Source organism: Microbacterium ginsengiterrae (genome assembly GCF_014205075.1).
Lineage (GTDB): Bacteria > Actinomycetota > Actinomycetes > Actinomycetales > Microbacteriaceae > Microbacterium > Microbacterium ginsengiterrae.
The window spans coordinates 799,167-815,770 of sequence record NZ_JACHMU010000001.1; the positions used below are offsets into that span (position 1 = coordinate 799,167).

Genomic DNA, 16,604 nt, shown 5'->3' on the forward strand with positions numbered 1-16,604 from the left:
GCGCTCAGTCCTGCGGGGCGGCCAGCCGCTCGGCGATCTCCGCGACGAGCACGTCCGGCGTGCGATCCACGGTGACCACGAAGCCCGTCTCATCGGCGCCCAGCGGCTCGAGGGTGTCGAGCTGGGAATCCAGCAGGGACGGCGGCATGAAGTGATCGACGCGCGCCGTGGCGCGGGCGAGCAGAAGCTCCCTCGGCCCGTGCAGGTGTGCGAAGACGACGTCGGGTGCCGCAGCGCGGATGCGGTCCCGGTACGCCCGCCGCAGCGCACTGCACGCCATGACGAGCCCGGTGTCGGCAGCAGCGGCGAACCCCGCGCCGACCGCGTCGAGCCACGGCCAGCGGTCATCGTCGACGAGCGGGATCCCCGCGTTCATCTTGCTGCGGTTGGCCTCGGAGTGGAGGCTGTCGGCATCGACGAACGGCACACCCAGCGCGTCGGAGAGGGCGATGCCGACCGTGGACTTCCCCACGGCCGACACCCCCATGACGCAGACCAGCGGTGCGGCGTTCACCAGTCCTGGACCGTTCCGTCGAGCAGGCGGTCGCATGGCAGGACTTCCGGCATGTGGATGATCACGATTGCTCCTACGGTCTCAGACGACGCTCACCTGTGCGTGCGGCATCCGCTGCTGCATCACTCTGATCGCCTCGGGGTTGTCGTCGACGAGGACGGCGTCCCGTCCGAGCGCGGATGCGACGGCCCCTGTGGTCCCTGAGCCGGCGAAGAGATCGAGCACCTTGTCTCCCGGACGGCTGGAGGCCTGCACGATGCGGCGCAGGATCCCCTCCGGCTTCTGGGTCGGGTATCCGGTCTTCTCTCGGCCGGTCGTTGGGACGATCGTGTGCCACCAGACGTCGGTCGGGAGCTTGCCGCGCGCGGCCTTCTCCGGCGTCACGAGCCCCGGGGCCATGTACGGCTCCCGATCGATGTCGTCGGCGTTGAAGACGTGCCCGCCCGGCGTCTTCACGTACACGAGGATCGTGTCGTGCTTGGTGGGCCAGCGCCGCCGGGACTTCGCGCCGTAGTCGTACGCCCAGATGAGTTCGTTGAGGAAGGCGTCGCGACCGAACAGGGCGTCGAGCATGACCTTGGCGTAGTGCGCCTCGCGGTAGTCGAGGTGGAGGTACAGCGTGCCGTCGTCCGCGAGCAGCCGCCACGCCTCCTCCAGCCGGGGCATGAGGAAGGCTCCGTAGTCGTCGAACCGGTCGTCGTAGGTGCGCAGCATCCCCCGTACCCGCTCGTACTCGTGTCCGTGGAATCCGTAGCGGACCTCGCGTGGGCCGTCCGCCGGAGCATGACTCCGGAGATCTTCGCCGGATCCGCGTGTTTCCGGCGCCGAATCGGCGGATTCGTCCGGATTCTCCGGAGTTGTGCGCATGCGGCGGGCGGTGACCACCTGACGCTCCTGCGCGCGGCCGGTGTTGAACGGCGGATCGAGGTACACGAGCGTGAAGGACGACGACGGCAGCGTCCGCGCGACCGCGAGGTTGTCGCCCTGAAGGATCGACACCGTCCCGGCCGCCGACTCGTGCGCCTCCACGGCGTCAGCGACGGGCACGGACGTCACGGCACACGATGCAGCCAGGCGTCCGTCGCGAACTTCGACTCGACGAGTGCCTCCGCATCGGCATACTCGTCCGGCGTGATCGAACCGTCCTCCGCGCCGGTGAGCGAGCGGAACGTGGTCTTGAAGCTGTCGATGATCTCCGCGCGGCTGAGCCCGGTCTGGGTGCGCAGCGGGTCGACGCGCTTGGCGGCGGACGTGGTGCCCTTGTCGCTGAGCTTCTCGCGCCCGATCCGCAGCACCTCGGTCATGACCTGACCGTCGATGTCGTACGAGATCGTCGCGTGGTGGAGGACTCCGCCGTTGGCGAGCCGCTTCTGCGCGGCGCCGCCGATCTTGCCCGTGGGGCTCGCGATGTCGTTGAGGGGCTGATAGGTCGCGTCGACGCCGACCGAGCGGAGCGCCTGCAGCACCCAGTCATCGAGGAACGCGTACGAGTCGGCGAAGGTGAGACCCTGCACGAGGGATGCCGGAACGTACAGCGAATAGGTGATGATCTGCCCTGCGGCCATGAGCATGGCGCCACCGCCGGAGATGCGGCGGACCACGTCGAACCCGTGCCGTGCGGCGCCCTCCGGGTCGACTTCGTTCCGGTACGACTGGAAGGAGCCGATGACGACGGCGGACTGCTCCCATTCCCAGATGCGCAGCGTCGGCCTGCGACGCCCTTCGCCGACGCGGGACGTGAGCACCTCGTCGAGCGCGAGGTTCATCCGAGGGGAGACCGCCTTCTCGTGCACGATCTCCCAGTCGAAGTCGCGCCAGCCCGGGGCGGTGACGAGAGCCCGTCGCACGGCGGTGCCGACGGACTCCGGCGTGAAGCCGAGCAGCTGCGCACCGGCCGGGAGCGCCCCGCGCACGGCATCCGCGATCACCGTGGCGTCCGACTCCGCCGGCAATCCGTTCACGGCCGCGTTGATGTCGTCCAGCGCCGAATCGGGCTCGAGGAAGAAGTCGCCGGCGAGGCGGAAATCCTTCAGACGACCGCCTGCGACCTCGACGTCGACGACGACGAGCTTTCCACCGGGGACCTTGTACTCACCATGCACGATCCCAGCCTAACGACCTCGGCGGTCAGCGGGCCGGGATGTGCGTGTCGAGCCACGCGAGAAGGTCGGCGCGGACCTCCTGCTGCTGCCGTTCGTTGAAGATCTCGTGACGGGCGTCCGGGTACACGAGGGTCGTGACATCGGTGAGGCCGGAGCGCTGCCGGTACTCGTCGGCGAGCTTGTGCACGCTGTGCGGCCCGCCGACCGGGTCGTCGCGCCCGACCATGAGCAGCATGGGGATGTCGCGTCCGAGGTTCTTCGCAGGGCGACCGTAGAGTTTGAGCGCCTCGACAGGGCCGAACAGCTTCAGCAGCGGCACATTGGTGGTGAGGGGGTCCTCGTCGAACTCCCTCCACACGGTCTCGTCGCGGCTGAGCCACTCGTAACCGGTCGCCTCCGCGCCCTCCCAGCGCGCGTTCAACGGCGCGGCATTGAGATCGCGGATGGTGCGCAGCGCAGAGCCGGACAGGATGACGGCATCCCATGCGTCGGGGTGGTCGTTGACGAGCATCTGCGCGAGGAAGGATCCCCAGGAGTGCCCGAGCAGCACGAGAGGAAGGTCGGGGTGCGCGGCGCGGATGATCCCGGTCAGCTGCCAGATCGCCTCCTTCGCCGCTCGCAGACCGCCCTTGCCCAGCCGGCCCAGCTTCGCCGGATCCCCGTGCTGGCGGATGCCGGTGCGACCGTGCCCTCGGTGATCGTCGGCGTAGACGGTGAATCCGGCCGCGGTGAGGGCGGCGATGAGCTTGCCGTATCGTCCGGCGTGCTCCCCCACCCCGTGCAGCAGCTGCACGACTCCGCGTGCCGTCCCCTCCGCGGCGTGGACGTCGTAGACGATGCTCACGCCGTGCGCGTCGACGAACTCCGAGGTCTGGGACATGGGATGAGTCTACGGTCGCCGCGCCGTCGACGTCAGCGGACTTTTCGGCCTCCGTCCAGGAAAACTTAGTTAGACTACCTAAGTAATGACTGATCTGGACGACCTCCTCCACGACACGGCCGTCGATCTCCGGATGGCCACTTTCCGCCTCACCAGGCGCCTGCGTCGCGAGCGCGCCGGTGACAACCTCAGCGATGCGCATTTCGCCGTCCTCGGCAACCTCAATCTGCACGGGCGCCTCGCCATCGGCGAACTCGCCCAGCGCGAGCGCGTCAGCGCTCCGACGATGTCGAACACCGTCGACGCGCTGGTCGAGAGCGGCCTCGTGGTGCGCGTCCCGTCCGAGGAGGACCGCCGGCGGGTCTACATCGAGATCACGGGTGCGGGCACGTCCGTCGTCACCGCGACCGTCCACAAGCGCGATGCCGCCCTGGCCGACGCCCTCGCCGACCTCGACTTCACCGACGAGGAGCTGCGCGTGCTGCGGGAAGCTGCAGCCCTGATGCGGAAGGTGGCCGAACGATGACGGCGATGTTCCGCTCCTTCTCGACGTTCAACTACCGGATCTGGTTCCTCGGCGCCCTCGTCTCGAACGTCGGCGGCTGGATGCAGGCCACGGCTCAGGACTGGGTCGTCCTCACCGAGCTCACCGATAACGACGCGACCGCGATGGGCATCACCATGGCGCTGCAGTTCGGTCCGCCCCTCGTGCTCGTGAGCCTCACCGGATGGGTCGCTGACCGGTTCGACCGCCGCAGGATCCTGCTGGTGACGCAGACCGCCCTCATGGCCCTCGCGCTCGGCGTCGCCGCTCTCCTCCTCAGCGGCATCATGACGCTGCCGCTGATGTTCCTGTTCGCCCTCGGGTTCGGCATCACCAACGCATTCGACGCACCTGCCCGCCAGGCCTTCGTCTCCGACATGGTGTCGCTCGAGGATGCCTCGAACGCCGTCGCCCTGAACTCCGCGTCGTTCAACATGGCGCGCCTCATCGGACCGGCAGTGGGCGGGGTGCTCATCGTCGCCGTCGGCAGCGGGTGGGTGTTCGTCCTCAACGCCGCCACGTTCCTCGCGATGCTCATCGCCCTGCTCCTCATCCGTCGGAACGAGCTGCTCCCCCGCGTCAAGAGCCGCGGACGCAACGGCCTGGCCGACGGTTTCCGCTACGTGTGGGGACGCAGCGACCTCAAGGTCGTCTTCATCATGGTGTTCCTCATCGGCGCGTTCGGCATGAACTTCCCGATCTTCGCCTCGACGATGGCGATCGAATTCGGACGAGGCGCCGACGGCTACGGGCTGCTGAGCTCCGTCCTCGCGATCGGTTCGCTGGCCGGGGCGCTCCTCGCCGCGCGTCGCGATCGCGCCCGCGTGCGAGTGCTCATCGCCGCCGCCGGCCTGTTCGGCGTGGCGTCGATCGTCTCGGCGGCGATGCCGAGCTACTGGTCCTACGCCGCCGTCCTCGTCGTCGTCGGCTTCTCCACCGTCACGATGCTGACCACCGCCAACGGGTACGTGCAGACCACGACCGACCCGCTGCTGCGCGGTCGCGTCCTCGCGCTCTACATGGCCGTGGTCATGGGGTCGACGCCGATCGGCGCCCCGATCGCCGGCTGGGTCACCGACATCGCAGGCCCCCGTGCGGCGATCATCGTCGGTGGTGTCGCCGGGCTGCTCGCCATGGGGACTGGCCTCGCCTGGATCATCGGTTCCGGCCGCCTCCGCCGCCGCGAGAACACCCGCTTCCGGCTCACGCTCGACGAGACGACACCGATCACGGTTCCGCGTGTCGATCCGGTGGAGTTCAGCGATGAGGTGGCCGCGGCGACGACGCCGATCCGGACGGAACGCGCGGACTGATTCTGCGTCTCCGGCGGGTTCTGACTAGCGTTGTCCCATGAGCTCATCGGGGGAAGACCAGATCCAGGACACCGCCGCAGCCGCCGGGTCGCCGACGGGGGCGTCCGCTGCCGTCCCGGCCGCACGCGGATCGGCGGTGCAGAGATGGGTGTTCTGGCCCTCGGCGGTGATCGTCATCGCCTTCGTCGCGTTCACCCTGATCATGCCCGCGGCAGCCGAACAGCTCTTCCTCGGCATCCAGAGCACCATCGTCAACGCCTTCAACTGGTACTACGTGCTGATCGCGGCGTTCTTCGTCGCCTTCAGTCTCTTCCTCGGCTTCAGCCGGTTCGGTGACATCAAGCTCGGCAGGGACGACGACGAGCCGGAGTTCTCGTTGATGAGCTGGTTCTCCCTGCTGTTCGCCGCGGGGATGGGCATCGGGCTGGTGTTCTACGGGGTCTCCGAACCTCTCACGCACTTCGTCAACCCTCGCCCCGGCGTCGAGGGGACGCCGCAGCAGCTCGCCCAGGCCGCACTCGGACAGACCTACCTGCACTGGGGCGTGCACGCCTGGTCGATCTACGTCGTCATCGGACTGGCACTGGCATACGCGATCCACCGCCGCCGACGCCCCATCTCGATCCGTTGGACGCTCGAGCCGCTGCTCGGCAAGCGCGTGGAAGGCGGATGGGGTCACGCGATCGACGTCATCGCCCTCGTCGGCACGCTGTTCGGCGTGGCCACCTCGCTCGGCCTGGGAGTGCTTCAGATGAGTGCGGGGCTCGACGTGGCGGGGATCGCCGAACCCGACGAGTTCACCCAGATCATCCTCATCCTCATCATCTCGGTGTTCGTGCTCGCCTCGGTCCTGTCCGGGGTCACGAAGGGCATGAAGTGGCTGTCGAACTTCAACCTCGTCATGGCCGGCATCCTCGTGCTGTACCTGCTCGTGGTCGGACCGAGCGAGTTCCTGCTGCGCGACTTCGTGCAGTCGATCGGGTACTACATCCAGAACTTCGTCGGGCTCTCGTTCAACGTCAGCGCGTTCCAGGGGACCGCGGGCGAGGAATGGCAGGCGAGCTGGACCTCGTTCTACTGGGGCTGGTGGATCTCGTGGGCGCCGTTCGTCGGCATCTTCATCGCACGCATCTCCAAGGGGCGGACGGTGCGACAGTTCGTCGCCGGCGTCATCCTCGTGCCCACCCTGCTCGGCATCCTCTGGTTCGCCGTGCTCGGCGGCTCCGCCCTCGCGATCGAGCTCGCCGAACCTGGCGCGCTGCTCGATGCGGAGGGCGAGGTCGACCTGCAGGGCGCCCTGTTCCAGATGCTGCAGCAGGTACCAGGATCGGCGATCGTCAGCATCGGTGTGCTGCTGCTCATCGCGATCTTCTTCATCACCTCGGCCGACTCCGGCGCGCTCGTGATGGGCATGATCGCGACCGGCGGGCAGCAGGAGCCCAAGCGGTGGATCCGCACCTTCTTCGTCGCCGTCACTGCGGCGCTCGCGATCGCCCTTCTGCTGTCCGGAGGGCTCACGGCCCTGCAGACGGCGGCGATCACGATCGCCCTGCCGTTCAGCGTCGTGATGCTGCTGATCTGCTGGTCGACGGTGGTGGCGTTCACGCGCGAACGCCGTGCCTACGCCAGGGCGGAGCGCGCGCAGCTCATCGACAAGATCGGCGAGTACTACGGCCTGGAGGTCGAGTCGAGGGACGGTGTGCTGGGCGCGCAGCCGCGCTGGCTGCGCGGACTGCGTCGGCGGCTGGGGCTGCACGAGGCGGTTCCCGCGCCCGCGCCGAGCACACCGGCGTTCGCGGAGACCGCGCCGACACCGGATGCCGGTACCGCAGGGCTCGATGCGACGCTGCCCGCGCATGAGGAGGCCGCGCAGGGCGGCATGGAGGATCAGGCTCCGCCGGAGAGGTGAAGGCTGTGCTTCGCCTGCGGCTCGCTCAGCCCGTTTCGTCTCGCTCCGCTCGCTCAACGACCCGCAAGAGAAGCAACACGTCCTTCGCACGGTGGTAGCGGGTCGTTGAGCGAAGGACCCCGCAAGAGAAGCAACAGGTCCGCTCGCTCAACGACCCGCAGAGAGGTAACGGGTCCTTCGCACGGTGATAGCGGGTCGTTGAGCGAAGGCGGCGAAGCCGCCGAAGACGAAACGCGCTGAGGGAGCGGAGCGCGCCGAAGCGTCGAAGCGGGATCAGCCCTCGAGGACGAGGCGGAGCTGCTCCAGCGCCCAGTCGATCTCCGTCGCGCGGATGACCAACGGCGGGGCGATGCGGATCGTCTGCCCGTGGGTGTCCTTCACGAGCACCCCGCGCTCCATGAGCCGCTCGCTGACCTCGCGTCCGGTGCCCTTGGCGGGGTCGATGTCCACTCCGGCCCACAGCCCCGCGACGCGGATACCGGTCACGCCGTGGCCGACGAGCTTCTCGAGCCCCTGCGCGAGGTGCGCGCCGAGCTGACGCGCTCGCTCCTGGAACTCGCCGGTCTCGAGCATCTCGACCACGCGCAGACCGACCGCGGCGGCGAGCGGGTTGCCGCCGAACGTCGAGCCGTGTTCGCCGGGGCGGATGACGCCGAGGACGTCGCGGTCGCCGACCACGGCGGAGACGGGGAGCACCCCGCCGCCGAGCGCCTTGCCGAGGAGGTACAGGTCGGGGACGACACCTTCCCGATCGCACGCGAAGGTCTCTCCGACACGGCCGAGGCCCGCCTGGATCTCGTCGGCGATGAACAGCACGTTCCGCTCGTCGCAGATCTCACGGATCCGCCGCAGGTATCCCTCGGGCGGGATGACCACTCCGGCCTCCCCCTGGATGGGCTCGACGAGCACGGCCGCGGTCTCATCCGTGATGGCGGCAGCGATGGCATCCGCGTCACCGTACGGGACCGCGTCGAAACCGGGCGTGAACGGGCCGAACCCCTCGCGCGCGGTGTCGTCATCGCTGAAGCTGACGATCGTCGTCGTGCGGCCGTGGAAGTTCCCCGCGGCGACGACGATGCGCGCGCGCTCCGGCGCGATCCCCTTGACGCGGTAGCCCCAGGCTCGGGCGACCTTGATACCGGTCTCGACAGCCTCGGCGCCGGTGTTCATCGGCAGGACGAGCTCCTTGCCGCACAGGCGAGCCAGCGCAGCGGCGAACGGCTCGAGCTGGTCGTTCATGAACGCGCGGCTGGTGAGCGTGACCCGGCCGAGCTGAGCGACGGTGGCGTCGATGAGCGCGGGATGCCGGTGGCCGAAGTTGACCGCGGAGTACGCCGCGAGGAGGTCGAGGTAGCGCTTGCCCTCCGTGTCGGTGACCCACACGCCCTCGCCGGAGGTGATGGTCACCGGCAGCGGGTGGTAGTTCTCCGCGACGTGCGGCTCTGCGGCTGTCATCTGCGTGGTGCTCATGCGCTCGCGCTTCCCGACGCCGCGCGCAGCTCGAGCGTGCAGCACTTAATGCCGCCGCCGCCGAGCAGCAGCTCGGACAGGTCGACGGTGATCGGGTTGTATCCGCGCTCGCGCAGCTGCTTCTCGAAGCCCTTGGCGCGCGGCGAGATGATGACGTTGTATCCGTCGCTTGAGGAGTTGAGTCCGAAGACCGCGCCGTCCTCATCGGACACGAGGATCGCGTCCGGGTACATGGTCTCGAGGATGCGGCGGCTCTCCTCGTCGAACGCTCCGGGGAGGTAGGCGATGTTCGCCTTCTCCGGGCCGCCGTTCTCGACGCCCTCGACCGGGTCGAGCACGGCGATCGCCGTGTCGAGGTGGTAGAACCGGGGGTCCACGAGGTTCAGCGAGACGACCTCGCGACCGAAGACCTCTCCGACCTCCCGGTGGCTGTCACCGGTGGAGCGGAAACCCGTGCCGGCGAGGATGGTGTCGCCGACGAGGAGGAAGTCGCCCTCACCCTCGTTGACCTCGAGCGGCTCCACGGTGTCGAACCCGTTCGCGCGGAACCAGTCGGCGAACGCCGGGGCCTCACCGGCGCGCTCGGTGAAACGGAACTTCGGCACGTAGGCGCGACCGTCGATGAGGAATCCGCCGTTGGCCGTGTAGACCATGTCGGGGTAGCCCTCGAGCGGGTCGATCAGCTCGACCTCATGGCCGAGTTCGAGATAGAGGTCGTACAGCTTCTGCCACTGCGCAACGGCCTTGGCCGTGTCGGTGGGATCGGCGGGGTCCATCCACGGGTTGATCTTGTAGCTGACCGTGAAGTGCTCCGGTCGGCACATCAGGTAACGACGGTGGTGTGCGGTGCGCTTCCCGATCGTCGCGACCTCGAGGGTGGTTTCCGGCGTCGACATATTGCTCCTCTGGAGAGATGCGGCGGACGCTGTCCAGGGGCTCGGCGGAAGTTCGACCCACAGCTGTCTGGGAGCGGAGGGGAAGATGCGACACGAGCACGCCATATACATATTGGCATTGCGTCCTGGGTATCCGCCAGCGGCGCGGCCGCTGCCCGATCCGTCAGATGATCTCCGCGCTCCAGTCGTCGGGGTTGCCGAATCGGTGAGCCGTGATGGTGATCGCCTGCTCGTGCACGAACGGCAGCAGCTCGATGCGCCCGGCCGAGGTGACCTCACCGTCGTAGACCGCGAGGTCGGGGTCGCCGTCGGTGGCCTCGGCGAGAGCGCGATGCACGGCGGACACGGCATCCTGCGAGCCGACGAGCCGCACGCGCGAAGCGCGGGGCGCGGCATCCGTCCCGTCCTCCTCGGCGCCACGGCGCGACATCCGCTCGACCCACTCCTCGTCGCTCTCGACGGCCACGGCGACGCGCAGCTCCGACAGTGCACGACGGACGTCGGCGGGAAGCCCGACGGGCGTGGAGAGGAAGAACTTCGAGCCGGTGCGGATGCCGGCCACGACCACGCGGAGCAACTCGTGCCATCCGGCGTCGCCGGTGGCCCTGATCATGACGGGCACGGGGCGATAGCGGAACAGGTTCCGTTCGACGCCGAGCTGCGACACGTCGCGCACACGGCCGAACTCGCGGTCCCAGGCGATGGCGTCCGACAGCGCCGAGCGCCGCAGCCACTCGAAGCTCTCGTAGTCCAGCGACGGCTGCGCCGCCTCGATGAGGTCGGTGATGCGGGAGTCGAGGCCCCGAAGGTGCAGGGTGCTCGACGTCGGCCCTCCGCTGCGCCTGCGCCATCGACCGAGCCCGACGAGGTAGTTCGGGCCCCCGGCCTTCGCACCGGGTCCGACCGATGACCGCTTCCATCCGCCGAACGGCTGGCGCTGCACGATCGCACCGGTGATGCCCCGGTTCACGTAGAGGTTGCCGGCCTGCACCTGGCTCAGCCACGCGGCCAGCTCATCGGGGTCCTGCGTGTGGAGCCCGGCGGTGAGCCCGTAGGCGACGGCGTTCTGCATCTCGATCGCGCGTTGCAGGTTCGGGGCGTGCATGATTCCGAGCACTGGTCCGAAGAACTCCTCGAGGTGGAATCGGGACCCGGGCTGCACGCCCACCCTGACTCCGGGGCGCCACAGGCGACCGGTGTCGTCTCCTGCGACCGGCGTCGGGGTGATCGCCCAGCGCTCGTCGCCCTCCAGCTCGGTGAGCGCCCAGGCGAGCTTGCCCTCCGGCTTCTCGATGACGGGTCCCACCTCGGCGAGCGGGTCCGTCGGCCATCCGACGTGGAGGGAGCGGACGGCATCCACGAGTTGGCGGGCGAAGCGCTTGGACCGTCCGACCGGACCGACGAGGATCGCGAGGGATGCCGCGGAGCACTTCTGCCCCGCGTGACCGAAGGCGCTCTTGACGAGGTCGGCGACGGCGAGATCGAGGTCGGCCGACGGCGTGATCACGATCGCGTTCTTGCCGCTCGTCTCCGCCAGCAGCGGCAGGTCGGGCCGCCATGACCGGAACAGGGCGGCGGTGTCCCACGAACCGGTGAGGATGACGCGGTCCACGGCGTCGTGCGAGACGAGCTCACGTCCGAGATCCCCCTCCTCGATGTCGACGAGGGCGAGGACATCCCGCGGGATGCCCGCCTCCCACAGCGCCTCGGCGATCACGGCGGCGCACCGGCGCGCCTGAGGGGCCGGCTTGAAGATCACGCCGGAGCCCGCGGCGAGCGAGGCGAGCACACCGCCGGCGGGGATCGCCAGCGGGAAGTTCCACGGCGGCGTGACGACGGTCAGCCGTGCCGGTTCGAAGGACGCGCCGGCGACGGCATCCAGCTCGCGCGCCTTCGCCGCGTAGTAGCGCGCGAAGTCGACGGCCTCGCTCACCTCGATGTCCGCTTCCGAGAGCACCTTCCCCGTCTCGGACGCCGCGACCTCGATGAGCTCAGCGCGCCGCGCCTCGAGCGCGGCGGCAGCACGCAGCAGGGCCTCGGCCCGATCGGCTGCCGGTCGTGATCCCCACAGGGGTGCGCCGGTCAGCACGCGCCCGATCACCTCGTCGAGCGCCTCCTCGTCATCCACACGCGCCGCGCGGAGCGTATCGTCTCCGGCGGTGGAGGTCGCGATCCGCTCTCTGATGGCACTCGCCCATTCGCGGTTCGCCGGCAGGGAGGGGTCGCTGTCGGAGGTGTTCCGGAAGCCGGGAGCGCCGGCGGATTCCACCTCGACCTCGCGCGGCGCGTAGACGGCCGTCTCGATGAAGGCGTCGCCGCCGCCTGAGCCGCGGGCGATGCCGAGCACGGCCTGGGTGAGCTCTCCCTCGTCGGCGGGGGGAGGGGCGGCCGGACGCAGGGACTCGTGCACCGGCGCCTGCCGGTTCTGTCCCCGGAACGGCACCGACCGCAGCGACGGGGAGCCCGAGCGCTCGAGTGCCAGGACGAACCGGTCGCGCTCGCGCGCGAACAACCCGTCATCGTCATGCAGGTGGAAGGCGGCGGAGAGGAAGTTGTCCTGCTCGGCGTTCTCCTCCAGACGGCGCACGAGGTAGCTGATGGCGACGTCGAACTCCTCCGGCTTCACGACCGGCACGTACAGCAGGACGGGTCCGACCTCGCGGGAGACCGCCTGGACCTGCCCCTGCGCCATTCCGAGCAGCATCTCGAAGTCGATCTGCTCGCGCACACCGCGCTCGCCGGCGAGCAGCCATGCGTAGGCGATGCCGAACAGATTGTGACCGGCGACACCGAGGTGCACGGCCGCGGTGTTCTCGGGGTTGAACGCCTCATCGAGGATCCGCAGGTAGTTCGCGTCGGTGTCGAGCTTGGTCTCGTAGGTGGCGAGCGGCCAGTCGTGCATGACGGCATCCACCCGCTCCATCGGCAGATTCGCGCCCTTGACCAGTCGCACCTTGATCGCCGCTCCCCCGTGCGCGACGCGGTCCTTCGCCCATGCGGTCAGCTCCCGCATGGCGCCCAGCGCATCGGGCAGGTAGGCCTGCAGGACGATGCCCGCCTCGAGCCGCTGCAACCGCGAGTCCTCGAGGATGCGGGTGAAGACGGCGATGGTGAGATCGAGGTCCCGGTACTCCTCCATGTCGAGGTTGATGAACGTGCCGTTCCCCGCGGCCGTGAGGTACAGCGGCAGCAGCCGATCGACGACGGTGTCCACGACCTCGTCGAACGCCCACATCGACAGGTGGCTGACGATCGACGACACCTTCACCGACACGTAGTCGACATCATCGCGTCGGATGAGATCGTGGATGCCGTCGAGACGCCGCTTCGCCTCTTCCTCACCGAGCACGGCCTCGCCCAGCAGGTTGAGATTCAGCCGCGCCCCGGAGGAGCGGAGCCGCTCGATCGCCGCGCTCAGCTTGGCTGGACGCGCGTCGACCACGAGGTGACCGACCATCTCACGCAGCACGCGGCGGGCGATGGGGACGACCGGTGACGGCAGAACAGGGGCGATCCCTCCGCCGAGGCGCACAGCGCCGCGTAGGTACCAGGGGAAGAACTCCGGGACGATCGGGGCGATGCGCTGGAGTTGCGCGGCCGCGGCGGACAGACTCTCCGGGCGCATGACGCCGTCGACGAAACCGAGGGTGAAGGGCAGGCCGTTCTCGTCCTGCAGGACGTCGGCGAGACGGGCCGCTGCCGGGTCGACATCGGCCTCGGCCGCCTCGGTCACCCAGCGTCGGGCGAGCTCGATGGCGTGATCGGCGAGCGAGGGAGCCTGCGGGGCGGACGGCACTGACATGAGATCAGCCTAGGTTCCCGCGCCCCCGCTGGGGACGTGACACTCTCAGCGCCGGATGCCGGAATCACGGAGGACGCCCGAACGCGGCGGGCGATGCTCAGTGCCAGACGCTCGGGGCCTCAGCCCTCGTCGACGGAAGCGACGACGCGTCGGCCCAGTCGTGCATCCACTGCTCCACCTCCGGCAGCCCTTCGGGGCGACCGACCGCGGCGAACAGCTCGTCGTGCGACAGCGTGCCGCCTGAGCGCTTCAGCATTCGGCTGCGGATGATGGCGCGCGCGTAGATCTCGCCATCGACGACGGCCCGATGCTCGAGGTAGATCGCCTTGTCGTCGTGTCCGAGCAGGCGCGACTCGACCTCGAACCGTTGCCAGAGCTCGAGCGACTTGCGGAAGGTGATCGTCTCCGCGGAGACGACGCCGTACCAGCCGTTGCGCTTCATGGCCTCGGCCATCCCTGTGCGCGTGAGCAGGTCCCAGCGGCCGAGGTCGAACAGCGACAGGTAGCGGCCGTTGTTCATGTGCCGGAGCACATCGATGTCGGTCGGCAGGGTCCGGAGCCGCACCCGACTGATCTCCGTCGGGGCGATGCGCCCCTCACGGCGCAGTCTGCGGCGCGCACGCCACATCACGAGCAGGGTCCGCCAGATCACGTTCACGATTCCCGATGGTAGCCACCGGCGCATGAACCGCGGAGTCGATTGTGGGATTGTCACAGTCGATCACCCCGATTTCCTGTTCGCACGGGGCGCGCGTAGAGTCACGGGCATGAGCGCCGAAGCCCACCCCGATGTCATCGTCCGTCCGGTCCGTGATGTGGATACGGAAGCCCTCGGTCGCGTGCACGCGAAGTGCTGGCACGAGACATACGATCACCTGATCAGCAAGGCTGCGCTCGAGCGGGTGTCTCCCCGCCGCATGGCCGAGCTCTGGACGCACTGGGCATCCCAGGGTCCTGACTTCAAGATGAGCGCCGCCCTCGTCGACGGGGAGATCGTCGGGTTCGTCGGCTCCGGCCCGTCCCGTGACCGTGATGCCCCGGCCTTCCGCGAGCTGTACTTCATCTACCTGCTGCACGAGTATCACTCCACCGGGCTCGGGCAGAAGCTGTTCGACGCCGCGGTCGAGAAGGACGAGCCGCTGTACCTGTGGGTCGCCGAGGACAACCCCCGAGCGCACCGCTTCTACGAGCGCAACGGCTTCCACCTCGACGGTGCCACACACACCGAGCCCTTCCTCGGCGAGACGCTGACCGAAGTCCGCTTCGTCCGTCCCTGACGCGGCTCCCGCTGCGGCACCTGCCGTCGCGCTGCGGCCGCCGTCGGGGCATAACTCCGGAGAAAATGGCCGCCCGCGTATCGCGGGCGGCCATTTCGCGCTGATCCCGGAAAATCCTCCGGAGTTATGCGCAACTGCGGTCCGGTCACCGCCGCCGGCAGAGACGCCCTCGACCCATGGGCCGGGCGAGGTTGCGGCGGCCGGGCCAGGATCAGCGGGCGCTGACGCTGCCGAAGAGCTTGGCGATCGGCGCGAGCACGAGCGGGCGGGCGGCGACCCACGCCGCGGCGATGACGACCAGGGAGGCGACCAGGAACCAGAAGCCCGTCCAGTTGTCGGCGTAGGCGTTCGGATCCACGGATCCCTGCGCGGCGTACATGTGGTTGAGGTTCCGCAGCGCTCCGGTGGCGAGCACGAGGAACACGTGGATCGCGATGAAGACGACGAAGTACAACATCACAGGGAAGTGCACCGCACGCGCCCATTCGATCGGGTAGGCCCGGCTGAGCTTCTCGGCGTTCTTCGGCCACATCCCACTCATCCGGAAGCCCGTGACGGCGGCCAGCGGGGCGGCGACGAAGATCGTCACGAAGTAGGTGATCTGCTGGATCGAGTTGTAGTTCACCCAGCCGTTCTCGGTCGGCCAGTCCAGCGAGATGTACTGCAGCACCGCGGAGAGGGCGTTCGGGAACACCTCCCAGCTGGTGGGGATCACCCGCATCCACTGCCCGGTGACGAACAGCAGGACGATGAACACGACGCCGTTGACCAGCCACAGGATGTCGAGCGACTGGTGGAACCAGATCGTCAGACTGACCTTGCCCTTGGGGTCGTTCCGCGGTGTCCAGAAGGCAGTAGGACGCTTCTCGGTGCGGATGCGAAGCCCCGAGCGGATGATCAGCACCATGAGGAACACGTTGAAGAAGTGCTGCCAGGCGAGCCAACCGGGGAACCCGACGGGGGCACCCTCCGGCAGGTGGTACTCGCCCGGGTAGGTCGCGAGGAAGTCCTGCATCGGTCCGGTGCTCAGCAGCCAGCGGACGAAGAAGACCGCCATCGCCGCAGCGCCGAGCAGGGCGATGCCGCCGACGATCACGGCGCCGGCCCACTGCACCTTCGTGAAGGGCCCGATCCGCTCCGGTTCCGGCTTCGGCGCGGATCGCGTGAACGCGGTCTTGCCGGGGAAGACGGTGCGCTGGAACGGCAGCGGCGTGCTCACGTCGATCGCGGCGACGGCGGTGGACGGCGCCGCCAGGGGGTCGCCCTGAGCAGGCGACTCCGCCGCCGCAGACGAAACGGACTGAGTGAGCGTCGGCGAGTCGACGCCGGCTTCGGCAACGGGCGCGGCGACGACCGCCGTGGTCCCTGCGGGCGGCCAGGGCTCCCCACCGGGCGTGCGCGGGAGTCCACGACGCAGCGTCTCGCCGGGGACGGATGCCGCGGGGGCTGTTGCGGGGCCGGATGCCGCGGCGGCGGGAGTCGCGGGGGCGGCAGTCGCGGGGGCGGAGGCTTCGACTCGCTCCGCTCGCTCAACCCGTTTCGTCTCGCCTTCGGCTCGCTCAACGCCCCGCGGGGGTTCGGCAGGAGCGGCGGCGGGGTCCCCGGGAGGCCATGGCTCACCACCGGGCGTGCGCGGAAGTCCACGGCGCAGCGTCACCCCTCCCCCGGGCTGAACCTGCGGCTCGCCCTGCGGAGGCTGCGCCGCAGCCGGAGACGGGACGGGCTGAGCGACCGTCAGGGAGTCGACGCCTTCCTCAGCCGGCGCCGCCTCAGGAGCAGCATCTGGCGCCGCAGCAGCAGGTGCCGCAGCATCCGACACCTCGATCTCACCGGCCGGGGGCCACGGGTCTCCCCCGACCACGCGCGGCAGGCCTCGCCGGAGCGTCCGCGTCGCCAT

General features: G+C 69.2%; 13 protein-coding genes. 4 read left to right on the forward strand and 9 right to left on the reverse strand.

What is annotated here, in order from left to right:
• Positions 1-4 precede the first annotated feature (4 nt).
• The 4 genes from HD600_RS04025 to HD600_RS04040 form a co-directional block, all read right to left on the reverse strand.
• Positions 5-514: a gluconokinase gene (locus HD600_RS04025; RefSeq protein ID WP_338402137.1), complete on the reverse strand. Its 510-nt coding sequence runs from the start codon at positions 512-514 to the stop codon at positions 5-7.
• Between the two features lie 81 nt (positions 515-595).
• On the reverse strand, positions 596-1,570 hold the full coding sequence (locus tag HD600_RS04030) for a DNA-methyltransferase (RefSeq protein ID WP_342355816.1): 975 nt from the start codon (positions 1,568-1,570) through the stop codon (positions 596-598).
• Complete coding sequence (gene lplAB, locus HD600_RS04035) at positions 1,567-2,616, reverse strand: lipoate-protein ligase LplAB (protein WP_184281682.1); 1,050 nt, start codon at positions 2,614-2,616, stop codon at positions 1,567-1,569. Before lplAB ends, HD600_RS04030 begins: the two co-directional genes overlap by 4 nt.
• 25 nt (positions 2,617-2,641) lie before the next feature.
• Positions 2,642-3,496 carry an alpha/beta fold hydrolase gene (locus HD600_RS04040; RefSeq protein ID WP_184281684.1) on the reverse strand — a complete coding sequence of 285 codons (855 nt, stop codon included), beginning with the start codon at positions 3,494-3,496 and terminating at the stop codon, positions 2,642-2,644.
• 85 nt (positions 3,497-3,581) lie between these two features.
• Between HD600_RS04040 and HD600_RS04045 the strand changes: the two genes are divergently transcribed.
• From HD600_RS04045 to HD600_RS04055, 3 genes are read left to right on the forward strand one after another with little or no spacing between them, the layout of a single operon-like run.
• On the forward strand, positions 3,582-4,022 hold the full coding sequence (locus HD600_RS04045; RefSeq protein ID WP_144792932.1) for a MarR family winged helix-turn-helix transcriptional regulator: 441 nt from the start codon (positions 3,582-3,584) through the stop codon (positions 4,020-4,022).
• A 5-nt stretch (positions 4,023-4,027) separates the two neighbouring features.
• The gene (locus HD600_RS04050; RefSeq protein WP_184284691.1) at positions 4,028-5,353 is read left to right on the forward strand and encodes an MFS transporter; all 1,326 of its coding nucleotides are present in this window, start codon (positions 4,028-4,030) and stop codon (positions 5,351-5,353) included.
• 37 nt (positions 5,354-5,390) lie between these two features.
• Positions 5,391-7,262, forward strand: a complete 1,872-nt coding sequence (locus tag HD600_RS04055; RefSeq protein ID WP_184281686.1) for a BCCT family transporter — start codon at positions 5,391-5,393, stop codon at positions 7,260-7,262.
• A 273-nt stretch (positions 7,263-7,535) separates the two neighbouring features.
• Here the strand turns inward: HD600_RS04055 and rocD are convergent, their stop codons facing one another.
• From rocD to HD600_RS04075, 4 genes are all read right to left on the reverse strand, one after another.
• Positions 7,536-8,732, reverse strand: a complete 1,197-nt coding sequence (gene rocD / locus HD600_RS04060) for an ornithine--oxo-acid transaminase (protein WP_184281688.1) — start codon at positions 8,730-8,732, stop codon at positions 7,536-7,538.
• Positions 8,729-9,628 carry a dimethylargininase gene (gene ddaH / locus HD600_RS04065; RefSeq protein ID WP_144792944.1) on the reverse strand — a complete coding sequence of 300 codons (900 nt, stop codon included), beginning with the start codon at positions 9,626-9,628 and terminating at the stop codon, positions 8,729-8,731. Before ddaH ends, rocD begins: the two co-directional genes overlap by 4 nt.
• A gap of 163 nt (positions 9,629-9,791) precedes the next feature.
• Positions 9,792-13,430 carry a proline dehydrogenase family protein gene (locus HD600_RS04070; protein WP_184281690.1) on the reverse strand — a complete coding sequence of 1,213 codons (3,639 nt, stop codon included), beginning with the start codon at positions 13,428-13,430 and terminating at the stop codon, positions 9,792-9,794.
• 97 nt (positions 13,431-13,527) lie between these two features.
• The gene (locus HD600_RS04075) at positions 13,528-14,088 is read right to left on the reverse strand and encodes a thioesterase family protein (protein ID WP_184281692.1); all 561 of its coding nucleotides are present in this window, start codon (positions 14,086-14,088) and stop codon (positions 13,528-13,530) included.
• Between the two features lie 109 nt (positions 14,089-14,197).
• Here HD600_RS04075 and HD600_RS04080 point away from each other — a divergent pair, with 109 nt between their 5' ends.
• On the forward strand, positions 14,198-14,707 hold the full coding sequence (locus tag HD600_RS04080; RefSeq protein ID WP_184281694.1) for a GNAT family N-acetyltransferase: 510 nt from the start codon (positions 14,198-14,200) through the stop codon (positions 14,705-14,707).
• Positions 14,708-14,918: 211 nt separating this feature from the next.
• Here HD600_RS04080 and HD600_RS04085 read toward each other — a convergent pair whose 3' ends face one another.
• A complete protein-coding gene (locus HD600_RS04085) occupies positions 14,919-16,604 on the reverse strand; it encodes a cytochrome b/b6 domain-containing protein (RefSeq protein WP_184281696.1) in 1,686 nt (561 codons plus the stop codon).

Bases quoted from the DNA above. Each gene is read 5' to 3' on its own strand.
- HD600_RS04040 (WP_184281684.1), bottom strand. From the start codon at position 3,496: ATGTCCCAGACCTCGGAGTTCGTCGACGCGCACGGCGTGAGCATCGTC.
- HD600_RS04045 (WP_144792932.1), top strand. From the start codon at position 3,582: ATGACTGATCTGGACGACCTCCTCCACGACACGGCCGTCGATCTCCGG.
- HD600_RS04050 (WP_184284691.1), top strand. From the start codon at position 4,028: ATGTTCCGCTCCTTCTCGACGTTCAACTACCGGATCTGGTTCCTCGGC.
- HD600_RS04055 (WP_184281686.1), top strand. From the start codon at position 5,391: ATGAGCTCATCGGGGGAAGACCAGATCCAGGACACCGCCGCAGCCGCC.
- rocD (WP_184281688.1), bottom strand. From the start codon at position 8,732: ATGAGCACCACGCAGATGACAGCCGCAGAGCCGCACGTCGCGGAGAAC.
- ddaH (WP_144792944.1), bottom strand. From the start codon at position 9,628: ATGTCGACGCCGGAAACCACCCTCGAGGTCGCGACGATCGGGAAGCGC.
- HD600_RS04070 (WP_184281690.1), bottom strand. From the start codon at position 13,430: ATGTCAGTGCCGTCCGCCCCGCAGGCTCCCTCGCTCGCCGATCACGCC.
- HD600_RS04080 (WP_184281694.1), top strand. From the start codon at position 14,198: ATGAGCGCCGAAGCCCACCCCGATGTCATCGTCCGTCCGGTCCGTGAT.
- HD600_RS04085 (WP_184281696.1), bottom strand. From the start codon at position 16,604: ATGGCGACGCGGACGCTCCGGCGAGGCCTGCCGCGCGTGGTCGGGGGA.